The organism is Brachybacterium phenoliresistens, from assembly GCF_039530785.1.
Taxonomy (GTDB): Bacteria; Actinomycetota; Actinomycetes; order Actinomycetales; family Dermabacteraceae; genus Brachybacterium; species Brachybacterium phenoliresistens.
The window spans coordinates 49,299-72,253 of the sequence record NZ_BAAAOW010000010.1 but is presented as its reverse complement, the minus strand read 5'-3'; the positions used below and the strand labels follow the sequence as shown (position 1 = coordinate 72,253).

At 73.8% G+C, this 22,955-nt stretch carries 19 protein-coding genes and 1 tRNA gene; 12 read left to right on the top strand and 8 right to left on the bottom strand.

The genetic code is table 11. The annotated features are described in order from the left end of the window. Positions 1-143 precede the first annotated feature (143 nt). The 5 genes from ABD234_RS16655 (at position 144) to ABD234_RS16635 (ending at position 6,881) form a co-directional block, all read left to right on the top strand. Entirely contained in the window at positions 144-512 is a 369-nt protein-coding gene (locus ABD234_RS16655) for an MGMT family protein (RefSeq protein ID WP_084148577.1), read from the top strand. Between the two features lie 124 nt (positions 513-636). Beyond that, positions 637-1,338 (top strand): DUF4194 domain-containing protein, encoded by a 702-nt coding sequence (locus ABD234_RS16650; RefSeq protein ID WP_344358642.1) that lies wholly within the window; start codon positions 637-639, stop codon positions 1,336-1,338. Next, on the top strand, positions 1,268-2,713 hold the full coding sequence (locus ABD234_RS16645) for an MFS transporter (protein WP_344358639.1): 1,446 nt from the start codon (positions 1,268-1,270) through the stop codon (positions 2,711-2,713). Before ABD234_RS16650 ends, ABD234_RS16645 begins: the two co-directional genes overlap by 71 nt. Before the next feature lie 29 nt (positions 2,714-2,742). Beyond that, on the top strand, positions 2,743-6,132 hold the full coding sequence (locus ABD234_RS16640) for an ATP-binding protein (protein WP_038373614.1): 3,390 nt from the start codon (positions 2,743-2,745) through the stop codon (positions 6,130-6,132). A 224-nt stretch (positions 6,133-6,356) separates the two neighbouring features. After that, positions 6,357-6,881 (top strand): hypothetical protein, encoded by a 525-nt coding sequence (locus ABD234_RS16635; protein WP_344358635.1) that lies wholly within the window; start codon positions 6,357-6,359, stop codon positions 6,879-6,881. 64 nt (positions 6,882-6,945) lie between these two features. Here ABD234_RS16635 and ABD234_RS16630 read toward each other — a convergent pair whose 3' ends face one another. Next, entirely contained in the window at positions 6,946-8,502 is a 1,557-nt protein-coding gene (locus ABD234_RS16630) for a maltokinase N-terminal cap-like domain-containing protein (RefSeq protein WP_344358632.1), read from the bottom strand. A 93-nt stretch (positions 8,503-8,595) separates the two neighbouring features. Here ABD234_RS16630 and ABD234_RS16625 point away from each other — a divergent pair, with 93 nt between their 5' ends. After that, positions 8,596-10,575 carry an Ig-like domain-containing protein gene (locus ABD234_RS16625; RefSeq protein WP_344358630.1) on the top strand — a complete coding sequence of 660 codons (1,980 nt, stop codon included), beginning with the start codon at positions 8,596-8,598 and terminating at the stop codon, positions 10,573-10,575. 68 nt (positions 10,576-10,643) lie between these two features. Here the strand turns inward: ABD234_RS16625 and ABD234_RS16620 are convergent, their stop codons facing one another. The 6 genes from ABD234_RS16620 to ABD234_RS16595 all read right to left on the bottom strand — a co-directional run bounded on the left by ABD234_RS16620 (position 10,644) and on the right by ABD234_RS16595 (position 18,393). Then, the gene (locus ABD234_RS16620; protein ID WP_344358626.1) at positions 10,644-11,228 is read right to left on the bottom strand and encodes a LytR C-terminal domain-containing protein; all 585 of its coding nucleotides are present in this window, start codon (positions 11,226-11,228) and stop codon (positions 10,644-10,646) included. A gap of 2 nt (positions 11,229-11,230) precedes the next feature. Then, the gene (locus tag ABD234_RS16615) at positions 11,231-12,640 is read right to left on the bottom strand and encodes a beta-N-acetylhexosaminidase (RefSeq protein ID WP_344358623.1); all 1,410 of its coding nucleotides are present in this window, start codon (positions 12,638-12,640) and stop codon (positions 11,231-11,233) included. 267 nt (positions 12,641-12,907) lie between these two features. Next, entirely contained in the window at positions 12,908-14,305 is a 1,398-nt protein-coding gene (locus tag ABD234_RS16610; protein WP_051487002.1) for a C40 family peptidase, read from the bottom strand. Between the two features lie 629 nt (positions 14,306-14,934). Continuing rightward, positions 14,935-15,008, bottom strand: a tRNA-Pro gene (locus tag ABD234_RS16605). Positions 15,009-15,074: 66 nt separating this feature from the next. Then, on the bottom strand, positions 15,075-15,998 hold the full coding sequence (locus tag ABD234_RS16600) for a metallophosphoesterase (RefSeq protein WP_344358620.1): 924 nt from the start codon (positions 15,996-15,998) through the stop codon (positions 15,075-15,077). A gap of 1 nt (position 15,999) precedes the next feature. After that, positions 16,000-18,393 (bottom strand): penicillin-binding protein, encoded by a 2,394-nt coding sequence (locus ABD234_RS16595; RefSeq protein WP_038373622.1) that lies wholly within the window; start codon positions 18,391-18,393, stop codon positions 16,000-16,002. Positions 18,394-18,558: 165 nt separating this feature from the next. Between ABD234_RS16595 and ABD234_RS16590 the strand changes: the two genes are divergently transcribed. The 4 genes from ABD234_RS16590 to ABD234_RS16575 all read left to right on the top strand — a co-directional run bounded on the left by ABD234_RS16590 (position 18,559) and on the right by ABD234_RS16575 (position 20,439). Then, on the top strand, positions 18,559-18,861 hold the full coding sequence (locus ABD234_RS16590; protein WP_051487012.1) for a WhiB family transcriptional regulator: 303 nt from the start codon (positions 18,559-18,561) through the stop codon (positions 18,859-18,861). Positions 18,862-18,922: 61 nt separating this feature from the next. Beyond that, complete coding sequence (sp36, locus tag ABD234_RS16585) at positions 18,923-19,093, top strand: Sp36 family protein (protein ID WP_156954159.1); 171 nt, start codon at positions 18,923-18,925, stop codon at positions 19,091-19,093. Then, positions 19,093-19,581: a RidA family protein gene (locus ABD234_RS16580; protein WP_038373623.1), complete on the top strand. Its 489-nt coding sequence runs from the start codon at positions 19,093-19,095 to the stop codon at positions 19,579-19,581. The genes sp36 and ABD234_RS16580 overlap by 1 nt, the downstream gene beginning before the upstream one ends. Positions 19,582-19,614: 33 nt before the next feature. Beyond that, positions 19,615-20,439, top strand: a complete 825-nt coding sequence (locus ABD234_RS16575) for an MBL fold metallo-hydrolase (RefSeq protein WP_038373624.1) — start codon at positions 19,615-19,617, stop codon at positions 20,437-20,439. A 67-nt stretch (positions 20,440-20,506) separates the two neighbouring features. Here ABD234_RS16575 and ABD234_RS16570 read toward each other — a convergent pair whose 3' ends face one another. Beyond that, positions 20,507-21,184, bottom strand: coding sequence for a Crp/Fnr family transcriptional regulator (locus ABD234_RS16570; RefSeq protein ID WP_038373625.1), 678 nt, complete (start codon positions 21,182-21,184; stop codon positions 20,507-20,509). A 255-nt stretch (positions 21,185-21,439) separates the two neighbouring features. Between ABD234_RS16570 and ABD234_RS16565 the strand changes: the two genes are divergently transcribed. Both ABD234_RS16565 and ABD234_RS16560 read left to right on the top strand, forming a co-directional pair. Then, the gene (locus tag ABD234_RS16565; protein ID WP_425546803.1) at positions 21,440-22,117 is read left to right on the top strand and encodes an endonuclease III domain-containing protein; all 678 of its coding nucleotides are present in this window, start codon (positions 21,440-21,442) and stop codon (positions 22,115-22,117) included. After that, complete coding sequence (locus tag ABD234_RS16560; protein ID WP_051487014.1) at positions 22,114-22,827, top strand: NUDIX domain-containing protein; 714 nt, start codon at positions 22,114-22,116, stop codon at positions 22,825-22,827. Before ABD234_RS16565 ends, ABD234_RS16560 begins: the two co-directional genes overlap by 4 nt. The last annotated feature ends 128 nt before the right edge of the window (positions 22,828-22,955 follow it).

Sequence of the window (22,955 nt, the reverse complement as noted above, 5' to 3'; positions counted from 1 at the left end):
TCCTGCGGACCCCTCGATCACACCACGTCCTGAGGCCCACGTCACGGTCCGGTCACGAACCGGTGCGGGGATCGCGACGTCGATGCAGGTCGTGGCGCGGCCCGGATCTCCTCCCGATCGGTCGGCGGTGGGACACTGGCGTCATGTCCGATGCACCTGCCCGCCCTCGCCTGGACGACGTCACCGTGGAGCGGGTGCTGCGCACGGTCGAGGCGATCCCGCCCGGCCGCGTCGCCGCCTACGGGCAGATCGGGGAGATCTGCGGGGTGGGCCCACGCCTGGTGGGCCGCATCATGCGCGACTGGGGCGGCTCGGTGACGTGGTGGCGCGTGACCAACGCGTCCGGGGATCTGCCGGCCCCGCTACTGGCGCGGGCGCGACCGCACTGGGACGCCGAGGGCATCCGGGTGAAGCCGAACGGCCGCGGCTGCAGCCTGCGGGAGGCCGGCGCGGATCTGCGGGAGCTGCGCCGGGCGGCCGAACGGTCCTTCGCCGAGCATCCGGAGCTGTGATCCTCCGGGCCGTGCTCCCCGGGACGGCCTCCTGCCGGTGCGTGCCCCGGGCCGGCTCGGGCCGCACCTGCCGGTGCGTGCCCCAGGCCGGCTCGGGCCGCGCGAACCGGTACCCTCGTGACCCGTGACGATCTCCCCCTCCACGCCGAACGAGGCCGATGACCGCGCCGCGGGCCGCTCGGTCATCCTGCACCGCCTGGTCGACGAGTCGCGGCGCGTGCTGGTGGCCCTGCTGCAGGGCCCCTTCCTGGACGGACGCAAGGACGCGGTGCGCTACTCCCAGCTGCTGCGGGATCGCGCCGCGATCGAGGCGCGGCTGGCGGACCTGTTCCTCGAGCTGGTCGTCGACGACGACGCCCAGGTCGCCTTCGTCCGCCAGAGCGAGGAGGACCCCGACGCCCCCAAGCTGCTGCGCCGCCTGACCGGCCTGAACCGGCTGGACTCGGTGCTGCTGCTGGTGCTGCGGCAGATGCTGCTCACGCAGTCCTCCCGGGGGCAGCGCGCCGTCGTCTCCGAGGCGGAGATCCAGCAGGCGCTCGCCGCGTACCGCCGCTCGACCTCCACCGACGAGGCCGGGTTCGCCAAGGACGTGCGCGCCTCGATCGCGAAGGTCCAGCGCGCCGGTCTTCTGGACGAGCAGGGCGACTCCTACGAGGTCTCCCCGGTGCTGCGCCTGATGATCGGCCCGGACACCGCCCGGGAGTTCATCGGCCTGTACCGTCTGGCCGGCGCGGACACCCTCGAGGACCCGGCCGATGCGGAGGACGGCGAGGACGGCGACGCCGGGGACGGGTCGCCGCAGCCCGCCGAGGAGCCCCACGTCTGAGCCGCCCCGGCCCGCAGGACCGCGCCCGCCGCGGATCCGGGGGCGCGCGGGCACGCTGCTGGGCACGCAGGCCCTGTTCAACGTCGGCTTCTTCGCCGTCGTCCCCTTCATCGCCGTCGTCCTCAGCGAGGACTTCGCCCTCGGCGGCGCCGCCGTCGGCATCGTGCTGGGCGTGCGGACCTTCGCCCAGCAGGGCATGTTCCTGCTCGGCGGCGCGCTGGCCGACCGCTGCGGCGCGCGGGCGGTCATTCTCCTGGGGTGCGGGGTGCGGATCGCCGGCTTCCTCACCCTGGCCGCGTCGGTGCAGGCGCGGCCCGCGCTGCTGGCCCTGTTCGTGGTGGGCACGATCCTCACCGGGCTGGGCGGGGCGCTGTTCTCTCCGGGCCTGAACGTCCTGGTCGCCGAGGCGGAGTCCCGGCGCCCCCGGACCGGATCGCCCGGGCGGGCGACCCTGTTCGCGTGGTTGGCGGTGAGCGGGGAGATCGGCGCCGTGGTCGGACCGCTGCTCGGCGCGGCCATGCTGGGATGGGGCTTCGCGGCCGTCGCCGCCGGGGGAGCGGCGCTCTTCACGGGCATCGGCGTGTTCCTGGCGTGGGCGCTGCCGCGGCGCCCGCCGGCGACGGGAGGTGCCCGCCCCGTCCCCGCCCGCGGGGCGGCGCGGACCGGCACCGCCCCGGGAGCGCCGGCGGACCGTGCGCCGGACCGGCCCCGCCCTGCGGCCCGGGGGAGCTCGTGGGCCGCGCTGCGCGATCGGCGCTTCCTCGCCCTGGCCGGCTTCCATGCGAGCGACCTGCTGGCCTACAACCAGCTGTACCTCACGCTTCCGCTCGCGCTGACCCGCAGCGGGCAGGGTCCGCAGGCGGTCGGCCTCCTGTTCGCCTGGGTCTCCGTGCTGACCCTCGCCCTGCAGATCCCGGTCTCCCGCTGGAGCGTGCGCGTCGGGGCGCCGGCGGCGCTGCGGACCGGCTATCTGCTGACCGCCGGCGGCTTCGTGGTGCTGCTGCTCGCCACCCTCGCCGGTCCCGCGGCCGATGCCGGGGGAGCCGGCGGGGCGGCGGACGGAGGCGCCGGCGGCCCGGGGACGGCGGCGGTGCTGGGCGCGGCGACCCTGCTGATGATCGGCCACCTGGCGGCCTCGCCCACCGCCCTCGGCCTCGTGCCGCGCTTCGCCGCGGGCGGGCCGACGGGATCGTACTTCGGCCTGCTCGCCTCCTGCGGGGGAGCGGCGGTGCTGCTGGGCAACACGGCGGTGGGCCGGCTGCTGGACGTGGGCGCCGCCCGTCCCGAGGCGGCGGGGCTGCCCTGGCTGCTGCTGGCGGCGCTGCCGGCCCTCTCGGCCTGGGCCGTTCCGCGGATCCTGCGCCGCGGGATCTGAGCGGATCCCCGCACCGGTACCCTTGTGCGGTGGCTTCCGTGACCGAGACCCTCGACCTGCCCGGGATGGCTCCCGAGGAGCGCCCCGCCGACGACGGCGCCGTGCGCGACGCGGAGCATCCCCACCCCGGCCAGTGGCGGCTGACGCACGTCCAGCTGTCGAACTGGGGCACCTTCCACGGCACCCATGACCTGGAGATCTCGCCCAAGGGCTTCTTCCTCACGGGGGGACCGGGCACCGGCAAGTCCACCCTGCTGGACGCCATCAGCGCCCTGCTCACGCCCCCGCGCACGCTGCACTTCAACGCGGCGGCATCGGACGCGGGCCCGGCCCGCTCGAAGTACCGCCGCACCGTGGCGAGCTATGTCCGCGGCGCCTGGGCGATGCACTACGACGCCGCCACCGGCGAGTTCAGCCAGGAGGTGCTGCGCGAGAAGAGCACCCTGTCGGTGATCACGCTGCGCTACTCCGACGGGACGGGCGGCACGGTGCAGCTCACGCGCCTGCTGCTGCTGCACGCCGGCCACACCGCCGACTCCGACGTGAAGAGCCTCTACGTCATCGCACGCACCCCGCTGGACGTCTCGGACCTGCGCAAGTTCGTCGCCAGCAGCATCGAGGGCAAGGCGCTCGAGGCCGCGCACCCGGGAACCGAGACCTTCCGCCAGTTCCGCGAGTACCGCGCGAAGTTCAGCCAGATCCTCGGCATCCCCGACGAGAAGGCGCTCGCGCTGCTGCACAAGATCCAGTCCGCCAAGGAGCTGGGCGACGTCAACGCCCTGCTGCGCGACTACATGCTCGACGAGCCGCGCACCTTCGAGCTGGCCGACCAGGCCCTCGCCAACTTCCACAACCTCTCCGAGGTGTACGAGGCCCTCGTCACCGCGCGCGAGCAGCGGGACCTGCTGGCGGGCTTGAAGGAGGCCCACGAGTCGTGGACCGCGATGCGCGCCCGCGGCGCGGAGCTCGTGGATCGGCGCGCGGACATCGACCTCTTCGCCGCCCAGCACCTGGTGCGCCTGCTCGGGGAGGACCAGGACCGGCTGGGCCTGGAGAAGGAGCGGCTCGAGGCGCACCAGCGCCGGCTGACCCAGGACGTCGGCGAGGCCCGCGCCGACCTCGCCCAGCTCAAGGAGCAGCGCCGCCGCGCCGGCGGCGGGGAGATCGACGACTGGAAGCAGCAGATCGCCGGTCTCGAGGTCGAGCGCACGCGCCGCAAGGAGCGGGCGACGGAGTTCGCGGCCCAGCTGGCCACCGTCGACCTGCGCACCCCGATCAGCGAGGACCTGTTCCTGGCGACCCAGCGCGAGGTCGCCGCCCTGCGCACCTCCCTCGAGGAGGAGGAGCGCGGCGCGGACCGCGCCCGCTGGGACGCGGAGGCGAAGGTCCGCGAATGGCAGGAGGCGCTGCAGCGGACCACGCAGGAGCTCAAGTCCCTCACCACCCGCGCCTCCAATCTCCATTCCGAGGACGTGGCGCTGCGCGACCACATCGCCCGGGAGGTGGGCGTCGCCCCCACCGATCTGCCGTTCGCGGCGGAGCTGCTGCAGGTGCGCGCCGGCGAGGAGGAGTGGACCGCCGCCGCCGAGCAGGCGCTGCGCGGCCTCGCCCGCTCGATCCTGGTGCCCGATCGGGTCTACCGGGACGTGGCGGCCGCGATCGACCGCACCAAGCTGCGCCGCCGCATCTCCTACAACCGCGTCAACACCGACCTCCACCGCCCCGTGCGGAGCATCGACGAGCGCACGCTCGCCGCGAAGCTCGAGGTCAAGGACGGCGAGTTCCACGGCTGGCTGGTCGGCGAGATCGCCGCCCGCATGGACTACGTGTGCGCCGAGGGGCTCGAGGAGTTCACGCGCCTGCCCCGCGCGGTGCTGCGCTCGGGCCAGATCAAGCATTCCGCCTCCCGGCACGAGAAGAACGCCGACCGCTCCATCAACGACCGCTCCCAGTGGGTGCTGGGCTTCGACAACCGCGCCAAGCGGACCGTGTTCGAGAACGAGCGGGTGCGCGCCGAGCAGGAGCTGTTCGAGGCGCAGGCCCGGCGCAAGGACGTCGAGAGCGACGCCGAGCGCCGCCGGGAACGGCTCTTCGCCCTGCAGGCGCTCTCCGCCGTGACCTGGGACGACATCGACGCCGCCTCGATCGCGCGGCGCATCGCCAACCTCGGCGACATGGTCCGTGCGGCGGAGAACGGCTCGGAGGCCCTCGCCGAGCTGGCCCGCCAGATCGACGACGTCGAGCAGGCGATCAAGGACTCCGACGAGGAGCTGCTCGAGGTGGTGCGCAGCGCCGGGAAGCTCACCGAGCAGGCCGAGCGCACCGCGGAGCGCCTCGCCGAGGCCCGCGGCCGCATCGCCGAGCGCGAGCTGTCCGAGGAGGTCCGCGAGGAGCTGGACGAGCGCTTCCGGGCGATCGCGAAGAACCTCGTGCTGGGCAACATCGACCGGGTCACCAAGGACGCCTCGGCGACGCTGGACGCGGAGCTGATGGACCTCACCCGCCGCACCTCCCGCGCCGAGGAGGACATGCGCACGGCCATGCGCGAGTTCGCCCGCCGCTGGCCGGCCGATGCCGGGGACACCGACACGTCCCTGGACGCCGCCCCGGACTACCTCGCGATCCACCAGCGGATCCAGGAGGAGAAGCTGCCCGAGGTGGAGGACCGCTTCTTCGAGTTCTTCACCGGCAACACCCTCGGGGACGTGCAGGCCCTGGCCACCGCGATCGCCCGGGAGCCGGCCGAGGTGCGCAAGCGCCTGCAGCGGATCAACTCGCTGCTGGCCCAGGTGGAGTTCCACTCCGGGCGCTACCTGCAGCTGTCGATGCGCCCCGTGCACCTGGCCGCCCTCGACGAGTTCCGCAAGGCCCTCGAGGACGCCGTCGCCGACACCGTCGAGAACGACATCACCCGCGACCGCGAGAAGGCGGAGGAGCGCTTCGTCTCCCTGCGCCACCTGATGGGCATCATCTCCGACGCCCGCACCCAGGACGACCCGGTCTCCCGCGTGATCCTGGACGTGCGCCGCCACGTGCACTTCCACGCCGAGGAGGTCGACGCCGAGGGCACGGTCGTGCACGCCCACGAATCCGGCGGGCCGCTGTCCGGCGGGCAGAACGAGCGCCTGGCGACCTTCTGCCTCGCCGCCGCGCTGCGGTACCAGCTCGCCGGGACAGGGGTGGACGTGCCCCGCTATGCGCCGATCATCATCGACGAGGCGTTCTCCAAGGGGGCCGGCAAGTTCATCACCGCCGCCATGGAGTCCTTCCGGCACTTCGGCTTCCAGGTCGTCCTGGCCAACCCCGGCAAGAACCCGCAGGCGCTGGCGCCGTTCATCGGCGGCGTGGGCGTGGTCTCGATCCGCGAGGACCGCTACTCCTCGGTCAGCCCGATCGAGTTCGTGCCCGTCCCCGACTGACCCGGCGGCCGGCGGGGCGAGCATCCACCCTGGTCAGGGGCGTGCTCGGCGCGCCCTGGCGTCCGGCCCGCGCCGTCTCGCGGCGTATCGGCACATCGCGGCGCCGGCGTCCATGGGGACTTCTCCCCATCGGCGGCGTACCGCGGCCGCGCATATCCTGGTCGCCCCCGGAGCTGCGCCCGCAGCCGTGCCGGGATCCGCGCGTGCAGGGAAGGAGCCGGAGCATGTCGTCCGTCCCGGCCTCCCCGGAGCCGTCCGTCCCCACGCAGGACGAGACCCACGGGCGGGTCCGCGCCCTCCTCGCGGAGATGACCCGTGCACTGCTGGACCAGCACCCCGAGATCGAGGGCTTCGAGGAGGCACGGCCCTTCCGGGACCGCTCCTCCGGCGGGAGCTGGCAGGGGCTGGGGACCATGGTCCACGTCTCGAGCCTGCTCGTCTCGCGGGCGCCCCTGCACCGCGCCGGGTCTGCCCGCGCTCCGGAAGAGCTGTGCACCGTCGCCGAGCTCGAGGCGGCGGCATCGGGCCTGGACGGCCCCCTGCGCGGATTCGCCCTGCACCGGGTCGAGGCGCCGCCCGGGACGAGCCTGCCGCAGGCGCGATGGCGCGGCGAGGACGGGCTGACGGCGGAGCTGATCGGCGCCGGGCGGCTCGCGGTGCGGGTGATCAGCGGCGCGTTCCTGCCCGGCTCCGTGCAGCCCCTCAGCAGCACCTCGCCGATCACCCCGCCGCCGCGGCCCGTCCCCTGACCGCGGCCGATGGCCGCCGTGCCCCCGCTGCGCAGGGGCGGGCAGGTCAGCAGCGGCGCGCGGGTCAGCGGGCGTCGGCGGCGATCCGGGCGATCGCCGCGAGCGGGATGTCGATCCACCCGGGCCGATGCCGCAGCTCGTACAGCGCCTCGTAGACCGCCTTGTCCGCTTCGAAGGCCGTGAGCTGGTCGTGCACGGCCTCGGCATCCCAGCCGGCCCGGGCGCAGTACCCGTCCCAGAACGCCTCGCGCGCCCGGCCGCTCCAGGCGGAGGCGTCCGCATCGTGCTCCCGCCGCACCGTCGCGCTCACGTAGTCGACGCTGCGCAGCATGCCGGCGACATCGCGCAGAGGACTGTCCACGGCGCAGCGCTCCTCGAGGGAGCGCAGCGGCTCGCCCTCGAAGTCCAGCAGGATCCACCCGCGGTCGGGGACCGCGAGGACCTGGCCCAGGTGGTAGTCCCCGTGGATGCGCTGCAGCAGCGGCCAGTCGCCGCTCCCGGCCCGGTCGATGATGCGCTGCAGCTCCGCCTCGTAGCGGGCCACCTGCGCCACGGCGGCCGCCACCGTGCGCAGCCGCTCGCGCATGGCCTGCAGGACCGCCGCGCGCGCCGCGTCATCGGCCGGAGCCGTGGGCAGCTCGCGGGCCAGATCCCGATGCACCTCGGCGGTCGCCTCGCCGAGCTCCCGCGCGGCGGCGGAGAAGTCCTCCCCGCGGCGGGCCTGCTCCAGCGCGACCCGCCAGGCGTCCTGCACCCCGGGCAGGAACTGCTGGGCGAACAGGGAGTGCGCCGTCCCGGCGGCGGGGCCCGGACCGGCGCCGGCCGGTGCGTCCTCCCGGCCGGCCGCCGGATCGGCCCTCGGCGCGAGGGCCGCACGCACCGCCCCGACCATGGGGGCGATGCGTGCGCTGCCGGCGGCGTCCAGCGCCCCCTGCACCTCCACATCGGGGTTCGCGCCGTCCTGCAGCACGCGGAAGAGCTTGAGGATCAGCGCGGCAGAGCCTTCGACGTCGAAGATCATCGACGTGTTGGACTGCTCTCCGCCCAGCAGGCGGGAGGACAGGACCGCGCCGCCGATCCGGTCCTCGCGCACCGCCTCGGGGCGCAGGAGCAGGCCGCCGGCGCCGGCGGGGCCGGGGCGCGTCAGCAGCGCCAGCAGGGCGCGGCGGCCCGCGTCCTCGCAGGTCGCATCGACCGCGCGCACGGTGCGTCCCTCCCACGGCACCTCGCCGATGACGGCGTCGGCCTCGTGCCCGGCCGTCTCCGCGGCGTCGCGGTGCCGCAGCAGGATCGGCACCTGGTAGTCCCGTGCGCCGCCGGATCCCTCCGCCCGGCTGCGCAGCACGACCATCAGGGCCAGGGGATCGGCCAGGGCGTCCCGCTCGGCATCGGGCACGAGCAGGGACCAGGCGCGGATCTCGAGGCGCGGCCCGTCCTCGCCCTCGCGCACGTACCAGCGGCGCTGCGGGAGCCAGACGGCCAGATCGGGAAGCAGCGCCTCGAGGATCCCGGCGATCGGATCGGGGCCGCGGTGCGCGGACGGCACCCCGCCCGTGCCCGCGGCGCGCGCAGGGACCGAGGGATCGGCGCCGGCCGCCGGTGGGGGAGTGGTCGCGTCCATCGGCCCAGGATAGTGGTCTGGGGCACACCGCGCGCGCGGTGCCCGGGAGGTCCGCGCCCGGCTCCTGCCGAGGCCCCCTGGTACTGTGACGGCGTGCCGTACGCCCCTCGTGAGACCCCCCGGAGCGGCGGCCGGCGCAGGACGCGCGCGGCCGCGGCCACCTTCGCGGCAGGGCTCGCCCTGGGCCCGATGATGATCGCCGCCCCGGCGGCGGCGCTCGGCGAGGACGGCCCCTTCGAGCTCCCCCTGACCACGTCCGAGATCACCGTCGCCCCGGCCACGGAGACCCGGGTGGACATCGCCGCCTTCGTGGAGGACTCCGCGGAGCCCGAGCTCGACCTCGGCTCGACCCGGCTCGAGATCCCGCAGGACGCCCCGGCCGATGCCCGCGAGCGCATGACCCTGTCCGAGGACGGGCGGCGTCTGGAGATCGCCGGCGAGGGGACCTGGAGCATCCAGGGCACCCAGATCGTCTACCTCCCCGCCCCCGGCTCGCCCGGCGCGGCGACACCGGTCGCCCTCACCATCGGTTCGGTGCACGAGACCCGGTCCGAGCCGGCCGAGCTGACCGTCGCCGCCCCCGACTCCGTGGTCCAGCGGGTGCGCGCCAGCGCCGGCCAGTCCGTGACCGTCCATCTCCTCGAGCAGGACCCGCAGCTCGTCGCCGGACAGCAGGAGCTGCTGCTGGAGGGCCTGCCGAACGGGTCGACCGTCACCAGCGACGGCACCCGGCTGGTGGTGCCCCAGCAGGGCAGCTGGCAGCTGTCGGAGGACCGCCTCTCGCTCACCTTCACGCCGGTGCGCTCGAAGCTGGGGAGCCAGCCCACCCCGGTGCGCTACGCCTCCTACGACGAGAGCGGCCAGCCGGCCCGCGCCGGGACGGTCACGGTGATGACCCCGGTCATCCCGGACACGTATCGTTCGGCGCCGTTCGGCGATCCGATCGTCTTCAACCTCGCCGAGGGGATGCAGAACGTCAGCGCCTCGACCCTCGAGCTCGCGCTCCCGACGGACGAGCCCGGCGCCATCGAGCTCTCCGAGGACCGCACCGAGGCGGTCGTCCCCGACCAGGGCGTGTGGCGCCTGGACCGGAGCGCGGGGACGGTGACCTTCACCCCGGACAGCCGCGAGGTCACCGTCGCCGCCCCGATGGGGGTCATCGGAGGCGACGGCGAGGGGGCGACCTCCTCGCGCGCCCTGCTGGACCCGGGCTATCCGGTCATGGCCGATCTCACCGCGGCCGGGGTCCACGGCTCGCCCGTCGTCTTCGATCTGGCCGACCAGCCCGGGCGCGATGTGCGGGCCGATGCGATCACCTTCACGGTGCCGATCCCCGAGGGCGCGACGCTCGCCGCGGACGCCCGGAGCCTGCGGGTGCCGGGGGAGGGGACCTGGGCCTACGACGTCGACGCGAAGACGGTCACGTTCACCCCGGCGACCGCCGAGCCGGGGCTGGTGGTCACGCCGGTCACGATCGAGTCGCCGAGCGTCTACTCCGACAACGCCACGACCTCGACCCTGACCGTGCAGTACGCGAGCAGCGTGCCGACGATCCGCGCCGACGACGCCCGCACGCCCCCCGGCACCCCCGTCACCGCGGACGTCCTGGCCAACGACACGCCGGGCGCCGTGGGGCAGCCCCTGGACCCCGCCTCGCTGCGGCTGCGCTCCCTGGACGCCGTCAACCTCGAGGAGCTGGAGAACTGGACGGGCAGCCGCCTGGAGATCCCCGACGAGGGCGTCTTCACGATCGGGAACGACGGCGTGCTGAGCTTCCAGCCGGCCGCGGGCTTCGTGGGGACGACGCCCCGCATCGACTACCTCGTCACCGATTCGGCCGGCGTCGTCTCCCGCGGCACCTTCGCCGTCGAGGTCGATCCCGAGGCCGAGTCCGGCGCGGCCACCCCGCAGGACACCGCCGGGATCAACACGGTCCTGGCGGGGCTGCTCCCCGGTGCCGCGTCCACCGCCGTCGTCTTCGGCGCGGTGGTCGGGCTGACCCTGTTCGCGGGCGGGACCATGCTCTGGATCGGCACCCGCATGGAGATCGACCGCCGGACCTGGAAGGACTGACCGTCCATCCCGGAGCCGCGCGCGCGGGTCGTGCGCGAGCCGCGCCGCCGGCGATCACGGCGCGTCGCTCAGGCGCATCCCTCGGGCGGCGTGACCGGCTCGGCCAGGGCGGCGGTGGCGGCGTCGGCCGGGCGCAGGCCCGCCCATCCCTCGCCGATGAGCAGACGCACCTCCGTGCCGGAGAGGTCCGCCTCCTGCAGCACCGCGCCGTCGACCTGCGCGGCGACCGAGGCGGCCGCGAGGTAGCCCTCCGGGCCGTACTGGACCGTCGCCGGGCCCTCGGCATCGGAGGTGTTCCCGGCGGTGCCGGTGACGTAGCCGCGCGCGGCGAGCTCATCGGTCACGGTGCCGGCCAGGCCCCGGGTGTCCGTCCCGTTGAGCACCGTCACCTGCACATCGGCGGGCGCGGCGGGGACGGCGCCGGGGGCGGGGCAGCCCTCCGGCGCCGCGGAGGTCGCGGCGACGGTCGGCTCCTCGGGCCCGCGCAGCTGCATCAGGGCGAAGGCCACCGAGCCGACCAGCAGGATGACCAGCAGGGAGAAGGTGACGAGCTGGGTGATCCGCACGCGCCGCAGCCGCTTCTCCCGCAGGGTGCGACGGCGGACGTCCTGGCCGGATCGGCCGTAGGGGTGGGCGTCGTGATGGTTCGACATGCTCAGTCCAGCGGGCGGTAGGCGATGCCGAAGGCGTCCAGGCGCGGCAGGTGCCCGCGCAGCCGCTCCTCGAACTCCTCGTAGTTCTGGCGGGGGGAGCCCCAGGCGCGCTCGGCGAGGGCGCACACCCGCGGGAAGGCCATGTACTCCAGGTGCTCGGGGGTGGAGATGTACTCCGTCCACAGCTGCCCCTGGATGCCGAGCACCAGCGAGGCGCCGTCGGCCTCCGCCTTCGCCGGGACGAGCTCGGCCTCGTAGACGTCCTCGACGGTGGTCCTGCCGCCGATGGCGAGCGGCTCCAGGTCCGGGTCGTCCTGGTAGTGGTCGAAGTAGAGGACGTCCGAGGTCGCCACGATCGTCTGGAAGCCGCGGCCCACGGACTCGACCACTCCGCGGGGCCGGCGCCAGTTCATGACCACGGTGTCGTCGGGCAGATGGGACTCGAGGACCTCGTCCCAGCCGATGATCCGCTTGCCGCGCTCGGCGAGGACCTCGGCCGCGAAGGCGGTGAAGCGCCCCTGGATCTCGGAGACGCGGGTCAGTCCCCACTCGGTCATGCGGGTGCGGGCCGCCGTGGAGCGCTCCCACTCGGTGCGCGGGCACTCGTCGCCGCCGATGTGCACGTAGGGGGCGGGGAAGATCTCGGCGACCTGCAGGAGGACGTCGCGCACGAAGGCGAAGACCTCGTCGGAGACGCCGAGCACGTGGTCGGAGATGCCCCAGACCTCCCGCACGCCCACCTGGACGGAGGGGGTGTTGCCGAGCTCCGGGTAGGCGGCGATCGCGGCCTGCATGTGCCCGGGGAGGTCGATCTCGGGCACGATCATCACGCCGCGGCGGCGGGCGTACTCGACCAGACCGCGCAGCTCCTCCTGGGTGTAGAAGCCCTCGTGCGGGGTCCCGTCGAAGGTGAACTCCTCGGGATCGCCGGACATGTGCCCCTGCAGCGTCCGCTCGCGCCGCGCGCCGACCTCGGTCAGGCGCGGGTAGCCCTTGATCTCGACGCGCCAGCCCTGGTCGTCGGTGAGGTGCAGATGCAGGACGTTCAGGCGGTGCAGGGCGAGGGCGTCGATCATCTTCTCGAGCTGGGGGATCCCGAAGAAGTGCCGGGCGACGTCCAGGTGCAGGCCGCGCCAGGCATGGCGCGGGAAGTCGTGGATGCTCACGCAGGGGATCGGGCCGTCGCTGCCCGCGACGATCTGCGCGAAGGTGTTGCGGCCGTCGGCCAGGGCGGCCTCGCTGCCGGCGGTGAGGGCCGCGCCCTGCGGGGAGATCGCGAGGGTGTACTCGGTGCGGGGGAGGTCCTCGGACAGGCCCACCGAGAGCTCCTCCCACGGATCCGCCGGGTCCCAGACGCCGGAGGACCAGCTGACGTGCTGGGGAAGGGGCACGAGGCTCAGAGGTGCCGACATGTCATCACTCCTGGAGGACGCCGCTGTGATCTGGGTCGCCGACCATCCTTCCACACTCCCGCCGCCGGTGAGGACGGTGTCGCAGGTCGGGCCGGGGCCGGCGGCGGCGCCGGGCCGCACGGCCCGGAAGGCTCGGGAGGCCCGGGCGCGGACATGACGAGGGCCCGACCGGCATCCGCCGATCGGGCCCTCGTCCACGGGTCCTGCTCCTTCCCGGTGATGCTGTCGCATCGAGCAGGGGCCGTGGTCCTGCGTGCGTGCTCCGCGTCAGCGGTAGGTCACGTACACGTGTGGGGAGTTCCAGATGTCGCGCTGGACGACGCGACCCTTCGAGTTGCCGGCATCGATGATCTGGCCGTTGCCGATGTAGATGCCGATGTGGCCCCAGTTGCCCGAGGAGAACGCGACGAGATCGCCGGGCTTGGCCTCCGACTTGGGGATGATGCGGCCGCCGTAGACCTGGTTGCGGGCCACCCGGGGCACCTCGATGCCGTGGGCGTTGTAGACCAGCTTGACCAGGCCCGAGCAGTCCATGCCCGAGGACGACGCGCCGCCCCACACGTAGGGCGTGCCGAGGTAGGACTTGGCCTGCGCGACCATGGTCTTACTGTTGAACCCGGAGGCCTGCGTGCTGCCGGTGGACCGCGCGGGGACGTCCTCGGCGCTGGAGTTGACCAGGACGTCCCAGGTGCGGGGGCCGACGACGCCGTCGCGCGAGATGCCGGCGTTGGACTGCAGGGCACGCACCGACGCCCGCGTCGCCGGGCCGAAGCGCCCGTCCTCGGGGATGTCGGCCCCGCGGTCGTTGAGGCGGGCCTGCAGGTACGTCACGGCGGCGCCGCGGTCGCCGTAGCGCAGCACGGTGCCGACATAGGACGAGCCGCCGGAGTCCGGCGAGGTCGCGGGAGCGGAGCTCTTCGCCTTCGCCGGGACCTCGTCCGCCCCGGTGTTGAACAGGATGTCCCAGGTGACGGGCCCGACGACCCCGTCCACGCCCACCCCGCCGTTGCTCTGGAGGGTGCGCACGGCGCTGCGCGTGGCGGGGCCGAACCTCCCGTCCACCGGGATCCCGGCGCCGCGGTCGTTCAGCCGCGCCTGCAGGAAGGAGACGGCCTCGCCGCGGGAGCCGTAGCGCAGCACCTGGGGGGCGTAGCGCGCCTCGTCGGAGCCGACGGAGGAGGTCGAGGCGGCCGCGGGCTCGGTGGTGCGCGGGGCGGGCGCCGCCTCGGGCAGCACGGCCGGCACCTCCTCGGCCGAGGTGTTGACCAGGAGGTCCCAGGTGGAGGGGCCGACGGCGCCGTCGACGGTCACGCCGCCGTTGGTCTGCACGGCCTCGACCGCCTTGCGGGTGGCCACGTTGTAGTAGCCGTCCACGGGGAGACCGGCGCCGCGGTCGTTCAGGCGGTTCTGCAGGTAGGTGATCGCGTCGCCGCGGGCACCCGGGCGCAGCACGAGCGCGGTGTACGTGTCGATCTCCCGCTGGACCTCGGGGGAGAACTCGGTGGGCGCGATCGGGGCGCCCGGCGCGAGGGCCGAGAGCTCGACCGGGGCGAGCGCCTCGGCCTCCGGGATGGCCACGAGCGAGCCGGTGGCGGTGACCGCGCCGAGGACGGCGACGCCGCCGACCCCGCGGCCTACGGGCGCCGCGATCCCCCGGTAGTTCACCACCGCTCGGCCCGGGGCCCTGTGCGTGGCACGTGAAGGAGCTTGGAACATGGCGGTCGTCTCTTTCTCCTCGCCTCGCCGGAGGCTCGCACGGGAGACGGATCTCCCGCCTCGCGCACAGCGCCCGTCCCCAGGGGAAAGTGAGGAAGTGACCGGAATGGGGACGGAGCGGCGACCACACCGGACGGCGCCCCAGTCCTGGCGGCACCACCGACACTCTAGGGTTCTGGCCTGTGCGCCTGTCGCCTGGCTTTACGCGGGCTTGCGAGCAGCTTTGCCCAACTTTTACCAAGAATGAGGGATGTGCGGGGTGTTGTTCCGTGCTCTTTTCGAACCTCTGTGTTAGTTACACGGCTGTTATTTCCCGATGTCACGTCCCCTCGGCTCCCCGGTTCTCCCCGCTGCCGCATCGGCGCGAGCCCCTCATCGCCCCTGCTCCCGGCGCGCGACGACCCTGCCGTCCTCGCAGATCCCCGATCCGCCCCCGCCCCGGGGGCGATCACCGCGGTGCGCCGCGGTCCCCGTCGAGCAGGACGATAGCCGCGATCGCACGCGGCCGTCCACAGAAACCGTCCACGGAAGCGGAAACGCGGCACCATCCGTGGATGATGCCGCGTTCCGGCCGGCGGTCGGGGTGACAGGATTTGAACCTGCGACCTCCTCGTCCCGAACGAGGCGCGCTACCAAGCTGCGCCACACCCCGCCTGGTGATCCACCGAAGTGCCTCACCGACGTGAAACTCTACCCCGACCAGGGGCGTGGTGCGAACTCAGGTCCGGTCCTGGGCGCGCAACGTGAGCAAGGTCGCCTCCGGCGGGTTGAAGGTCCGGAAGTTCGAGAAGGGGCTCGCGCCCAGGCCGCCGCTCACGTGCAGCGCCATGCCGTCCCAGGCGGAGACCCCGCGGGCCTGGGAGCGCGGCAGGTCGCAGTTGGTCACCAGCGCCCCGATCCCGGGCAGGCGCAGCTGGCCGCCGTGCGTGTGGCCGGCCAGGGCCAGGTCCGTGCCATCGGCCGCGAAGGCGTCCAGCACCCTGCGGTACGGGGCGTGGGCGACGCCCAGGCGCAGCACCGGCACGTCGCCCGCGCCCGCGGGGACGGGCCGAGGGAACTCGTCGCGCTCGAGGTGCGGGTCGTCCACACCGGTCAGCTCCACGTCCAGTCCGGGCAGGCGGATCGTGGCGCGGGCGTTGGTGAGGTCGGCCCAGCCGTGCGCCCCCAGCACCTCCCGCAGCGCCTGCGTCGGAAGATCCGGATCCCGGGCGGTGTCCGTGAACCCCTCCGGCCGCGGGTCGGGCAGGAAGTAGCGCAGCGGGTTCTTCGGGGACGGCGCGTACATGTCGTTCGAGCCCATCACGAAGGCGCCGGGACGGTGCAGCAGCGGGTCCAGGGCGCGGCCCAGCGGCCCGATCGCGGCGGCGGAGGCGATGTTGTCGCCGGTGTCGATGACCAGATGCGGGCGCAGGGCCGCGAGATGGCGCAGGAAGGCGAGCTTGCGGTCCTGGTCCGGCATCAGATGGATGTCGCTGATGTGCAGCAGGCGCACCGTCCGGGCCCCCGCGGGGAGGATCGGCAGCGTGTGCTCGCGCAGCGTGTACCGGTGGATCTCGATATGACGGGCCCAGACGTGGGCGCCGGCGGCACCGAGGGCGAGGGCCCCGGCGCCGAGCGCGAGGGCCCTGGTCCTCCGTGCCACCTCAGCCCCGTCCGACGGATTGGCGGATGGTGACGGTCTCGCCCTGGGCCAGACGGGTGCCGGCGCCGGGGGAGCTGCCGATCACCCGCCAGCGCTCGACGTCGGAGTTCTCCCGCCGGACCTCGACGCGGTAGCCGGCGCCCTCGAGGGTCGAGGTGGCCTCGCTGAGGACCATCCCGCTCACGTCGGGCACGGTGCCGTTGCTCTGCGGCGCGGTCGAGACCGCTCGGGCCGGCTGGGCGGGGAACGGCTCGTTGGGCAGGCCCTCATGGACCCGGGTCATGTACTCCTGCCAGGTGGGCAGGGAGACGGTGTTGCCCCACACCTTGCCGTAGCGGAGGTTCGTCTCGCCCACCCGGAAGCCGCCGGGCTTCACGTTCGTGGTCGGGTTGCCGAACCACACGGCGGTGCTCATCTGCTTCGTGAAGCCCACGTACCAGGTGTGGAACTGGCTGCCCGAGGTGCCCGTCTTGCCGCCCGCGTCATGGCCGGGGATGACCTTCCCCTTGCCGGTGGCGCGCGGGTCCACGAGGTCCTGCTCGAGGGTCCAGGCGACCGCGTCGGCGACCTCGGGCTCGAGGACCTGCTTGCAGCTGTTGCCGGTGAAGGCGACGTCCTCCCCGTCGCGGTCGGTGACCGAGGCGATGGCGGTGGGCCGGCAGTAGGTGCCGCTGGTGGCGAACGTCGCGTAGGCGGCGGCCATGTCCAGCGCGGAGATCCGCAGCTCGCCCAGGACGACGACGGCGGGAGCGAGCTCCTGGCCGTAGAGGTCCTCGACCGGCATCGAGTAGGTGTCCGGGTCGAAGGGGTTGTAGGTCGCCGGGACCACGCCCATCGTGCGGGCGCGGTTGGCGATGTCGCACAGGTCCATCTGCTGGGCCATGTTGGCGTAGGACGTGTTCACGGAGAACTTCGTCGCGTTCAGCGCGGGCTCCATCGGAGCCAGCGCCACGGAGACGGCGTTGTCCGGGTTGTAGCCCGCGCGCTCGCGCCAGGCGCCGCCGGGCAGGCACTTGCCCGGGAAGTTCGTCATCGTCTTGCGGGCCGTGCCCACGGTGTCCCACAGCGTGTGCCCGGTGACCAGCCATTCGGTGAGCACGAAGGGCTTGAACGTCGAGCCGACGGGGAATCCGCTGCCGCCGCCGAGCGCCTTGGGAACGTTGTAGTTGATGGCCGTCTCGCCCGGACCCGCGTCCTCGTAGGGGTTGTAGGTGCGGTTCTGGGCCATCACGAGGATGTTGCCGGTGCCGGGCTCCACCGTCACGATCGAGTGGCCGAAGCCGGAGTCGTCGGTCGCGCTCAGGCGGGACTCCAGCAGATCCTCGGCGACCTTCTGCTTGGCCGGATCCAGGGTGGTGCGGATCGTGAGGCCGCCGCCGTAGAGCTTCTTGGCGCGCTCCTCGGAGGTCTCGCCGAAGGCGGGATCGTTCATCAGCGACCGCGTGACGTAGTCGCAGAAGAAGCCCGAGCGCCCGGCGGTGGCGCAGCCGGCGGAGACGTTCTTGACGTTCAGCATCTCCCCGACGGGCTGGGCGGAGTACTGGTCGTACTCCTCCTGGGTGACGTAGCCGTCGCGGAGCATGGCGCGCAGCACGTCGTTGCGCCGCCGCTCGCCGTTCTCGGGGTGCTTGACCGGGTCATAGATCGCCGGGCCGTTCGTGATCCCGGCGAGCAGCGCGGCCTCGCCGGGGTTGAGGTCCTTGGCCGACTTGGAGAAGTAGTGCTGCGCGGCGGTCTCCACGCCGTACTGGGAGGGGCCGAACTGGGCCACGTTGAGATACCCGTTGAGGATCTCCTCCTTGGACCAGTTCTTCTCGAGGGAGATCGCCAGCTTGGCCTCGCGGGCCTTGCGGCCGTAGGTCTGCTCGGTCGCCTCCGCCTTGGCCTCGTCGTCGCCGCGCTGCACGGCGTCCATGAGCAGCGCGTTCTTCACGTACTGCTGGGTCAGGGTCGAGCCGCCCTGCGTGGAGCCGCCGCCGGCGTTGCTCAGCAGGGCGCGGGCGGTGCCGCGGATGTCGATGCCGCCGTGCTCGTAGAAGCGCCGGTCCTCCTGGGCCACGACCGCGTGCTGCATGTACGGCGAGATGTCCTCGAGCGGGACCATGATGCGGTTCTGGTAGTAGAAGGTGGCCAGCAGCGAGCCGTCCGACGCCTCGATGCGGCTGGACTCGTTCAGCGGCTGCACCTCGAGCTCCGAGGGCAGGGACTCGAACAGCTCGACCCCGTCCTCGGTGGCCGTGGAGGTCAGCGACACCATCGGGAGGAAGAACCCCGCCATCAGCACGCCGGCGATGCCGGATACGGCCAGCAGGCCCACCAGCAGGTACACCGTCTGCAGGAAGGTGCCCGCCGCGGTGGCGCCGGCCTGGGGTGAACGAGAGTCGTGGTCCGCCATGGTCCTACAGTACGTCGGACGGCTGGGCGCTTCCACGTCCCGGGACCGGGGTCACCGGGCTCGTGCGCAGGACCTGCGGCCATGGCGCATTTTGCATGTTCGCTGGGAATCCCTACTATGGGCCTCCACGAGTCGACGATGATTCGAAAGGGGACACCTGTGACCATCAGCGTGACCAGGAGTGCCGTCACCGAGCGGGAAGGCTGGGCCGCCCGCGGTGCGTGCACGGATCAGGACCCCGACGGGTTCTTCGTCCAGGGTGCGGATCAGCAGAAGGTGAAGATCACCTGCCTGAGCTGTCCGGTCCGCACGGAATGTCTTGCCGACGCGCTCGACAACCGCGTCGAGTTCGGGGTGTGGGGAGGGATGACCGAGCGCGAGCGGCGCCGCCTGCTGCGCCAGCACCCGGGGATCCGCGACTGGTACGCCGTGCTCACGCGCGTGGCGCAGCGGGCCGCGGGGCAGTGAGCGCCTCCTGCGCTGCGAGACCGCGACCGCGTCCCGGAGGCGCGGCCGGTAGGCTCGCGCCATGACCGAACGCATCCGCTGGGAATACCTGACCGTGCCCCTGCTCATCCACGCGACCAAGCAGATCCTGGACAACTACGGCTCCGAGGGCTGGGAGCTCGTCCAGGTGGTGCCCGGGCCGAACCCCGAGTCCCTGGTCGCCTACCTCAAGCGGCCGCTGGAGCAGGCCTGATGGCCCCGGCCGGATCGGTGACGGCCCGGCTCCAGGAGCTCGGCCTCGCCCTCCCGCCGGTGGCGGCCCCCGTCGCCAGCTACGTCCCGGCCGTCGTCAGCGGCTCGTGGGTCCACACCTCCGGCCAGCTGCCCCTGGTGGACGGCGCGCTGCCGGCCACGGGCAAGGTCGGCGCCGCGGTGGATCCGCAGCTCGCCCAGGACCTCGCGCGCACCTGCTGCCTCAACGCCCTCGCCGCCGTGCAGGCGCAGATCGGCTCCCTCGACCGGGTCACCCGCGTCGTCAAGCTGACCGGCTACGTCGCCTCGGACCCCTCCTTCAGCGGGCAGCCCGCCGTGATCAACGGCGCCAGCGACCTGCTGGGGCAGATCTTCGGCGAGGCCGGGGCGCACGCCCGCAGCGCCGTCGGCGTGGCCGTGCTGCCGCTGGACGCTCCGGTCGAGCTGGACCTCGTGGTCGAGTTCGACCCGGCGGCTGCGGAGGCCTGAGGTGCCCGCCGCGGTCACCATCGGCGGGCCCCGATGACCGAGCAGTCCCCGCGCCGCGACCCCGAGGCCGCGAGCGTCGAGGTGCTGCGGCGCCGGGCCGACAACCCCGGGCCGATGACCCTCACCGGCACCAACGCGTACGTGCTGCGCGACGGGCGCCAGTGCTGGGTGGTCGATCCGGGCCCGCGCCGGGCCGACCATCTCGCCGAGCTGATCCGCCTCTCGGCGGGGGAGGACCGTCGCCCGATGGGCGTGATCGTCACCCATCGCCACGAGGACCATGCCGACGGCGCCGGGACGCTGCGCCGGCAGCTCGAGGCCCGCAGCGGTCGCACGGTCGCCCTGTGGGCGGCGGACCCGCAGGCCCTGCCCGGGGCCCAGCCCCCGCCGGTCGCGCTCGAGGGCGACTCCGGCCTGGTCGCCGACGTGATCTCCCTGCCGGGCCACACCGCTGACTCGATCGCGCTGCTCGTCCAGGGCGGCCGCCTGCTGACCGGCGACACCCTGCTGGGCGGCTCCTCGACGGTGATCGCGCCGCCGGACGGCAGCCTCACGGACTACCTGCAGTCCCTGGCGATCCTGCGGGCGATGGCGCTGGACGGCCGGATCTCCAGCATCCATCCCGGGCACGGCGAGCCGATCGACTCCCCGACCGCGGCCCTCGCGGCCATCGAGGAGGCGATCGCCCATCGCGAGCAGCGCATCGAGCAGGTGCGGGCGGCGCGCGCCGCCGGGGTCCTGACCCTGGACCGCCTGATCCGGGAGATCTACGGCGACGAGCTCGAGGGCCGGCTGCGCGAGGCGGCGAGCTGGAACCTGCGCGCCGCGCTGGAGCACCTGGCCCGCACGGATCGCTGACCCGCAGCGCACGCAGACGAGGGCGGCTCCCGACCGGGAGCCGCCCTCGGGCGTCTTCGGGGCCGCGTCAGCGCGAGCGGCGGCGCAGGCGCTCGACGTCCTGCAGCAGCACGGCGCGCGCCTCGAGGCGGATCCACCCGCGCGAGGCGAAATCGGCGAGGGCCTTGTTGACGGTCTCGCGGGAGGCGCCCACCAGCTGGGCGAGCTCCTCCTGGGTGAGGCCGTGGGCGACCATCACGCCGTCATCGGTCTGCCGACCGAAGCGCTGGGCGAGGTCGAGGAGGTTCTTGGCGACACGGCCGGGGACGTCGGCGAAGACGAGGTCGGCCAGGGACTCGTTGGTCTTGCGCAGGCGACGGGCGAGGCTCGCCAGGAGGTGACGGGCCACCTCCGGACGCTGCGCCAGCACGCGGTACAGGTCCTGCTGCGTGAGGGAGTAGAGGGTCGTCTCCGCCACGGCGGTGGCCGTGGCGTTGCGCGGCGCCGGGTCGAACAGCGACAGCTCGCCCAGCGTCTCGCCCGGCCCGAGGACGGCCAGCAGGTTCTCGCGGCCGTCGCCGGAGGCGTGGCCCACCTTGACCTTGCCGGTGCCGATGATGAAGAGCCGGTCGCCGGGCTCCCCCTCCCGGAAGATCACGGCGCTGCGGTGGAAGTCCTCCTGCGTCATCGACGCGAGGACTGCCTGCTTGCCGTTGTCGTCGAGTGCGGCGAACAGCGGTGACGACCGTACGATGTTCTCGTCCACGGAACCTCCTGATTACTGGGTCCCGTGGGTGCGGGACCAACGATGTCGACTCCCATTGTGACCGAAAGAGCCTCGTGCCGCGTGGTTGCGGTCACAGCTCGCGCGTCGTCGGGACCCGATGATGCTACACATCATGGCCTCGGACCAGTGCCATCGGGAAGGAGAGACGTGCCCGGACGTCCCGCCCCGCCCCGCTCCGCCCCGGGGGACGCCGCCCCATCCGGGGCTGCCGCCCCGGGCCCGTCGGGCCGGCCGATGGCCGATCCGGCCGAGGTCCACCGCCGTCTGCAGGCCCTGCACGGGCCGGCTCGCACGGAGCTGGATCATCGCGATGCCTTCGAGCTGCTGGTCGCCACCGTCCTGTCGGCGCAGACGACCGACGTGCGGGTCAACGCCGTGACCCCGGAGCTGTTCTCCCGCTGGCCCGATGCGGCCGCCCTCGCCGGCGCCGACCCCGCGCAGGTGGAGGCCGTCGTGCGGCCCCTGGGCATGGGCGCCACGCGCGCCCGGCGGATCATCGGCCTGGCCGCCGGCCTGTGCGAGGACCACGGCGGGGAGGTCCCGGAGGACCACGACGCCCTCGAACGGCTGCCCGGGGTGGGGCGCAAGACCGCCCACGTGGTGCGCGGGACCTGGTTCGGGCGCAGCGCGCTGGCCGTGGACACGCACGTGGGCCGCCTGGCGCGCCGTCTGGGCTGGACCGGGCACAGCGATCCCCGCCGGGTGGAGGAGGACGTGGTCGACCTGGTCGAGCGCACCGCACCGCGCCCGTCGGGGCGGGCCGCGCCCGGGCCGGAAGAGAGCGGGGCCGTCGACCTGACCTCCCTCTCGCTGCTGCTGATCCTGCACGGGCGCCGCGTGTGCACGGCCCGGTCGCCGCGATGCGACGACTGCGTCCTCGCCCCGCTGTGCCCGTCGGCGGGCATCGCATGAGCGCCCCGGACGCCCCGCGGATCCCCGGCTTCCTCCGCGCCCTCGCCGCCCGGGCGTCCACCGGCGACGCCGAGCTCATCGACCTGGGCACCCCGGTCCCCGCCGCGTGGTCCCCGCGGCGCGGAGCGGTGCTGCTGCTCATCGCCGGGGACACCCTCGACGGCGCCCGGATCGTCGTCGAGGAGCGCGGCCACGGCCTGCGCTCCCAGCCGGGCCAGTTCTCCCTGCCCGGCGGCGGGGTCGAGCAGGCCGATGCCGACGACGCCGCGGCCGCGCTGCGCGAGGCCGAGGAGGAGGTGGGGCTGGACCCGGAGGAGGTCCACGTGATCGGCTCCTTCGCCCCGATCCCCATGCCGTGGCGCGAGTACGAGGTCCGTCCCGTCCTGGCCTGGTCCCCGCACGTGCCCGATCTGCACGCCGCGCAGCCGCGCGAGGTCGAGCGCGTCGTCTGGGCGCCGCTGATCGGCCCCGGCTCGCTGAGCGACCCCGCCGTGCGCCGCACCGCCCTGCTGGACGGCCGCGATGTGGGCACCGCCTACGACCTGCCGGAGGACGCCTTCGTCTGGGGCTTCACCGCCTACCTCCTCGAGGCCGTGCTGCGCCACGTGGTCGAGGTCCCCGGGCCGCAGGGACCTCGCACCGAGATCCCTCCGCTGCGCCGGATGGAGGGCTCGACCCGCCCGCGCGGACCGCACCCCGGAGGCTCCTGAGGACCGCCGCGGCGGCGGTGGCGTGAGCGGTCCCACGTTCGAGCAGACGGCTCTGCCCGCAGCCCTGCGCGCGCGGTAGACTCACAGGTCGCGAGGCGGCTCTGCGCCGTCTCCGTCCGCGGGCCGAC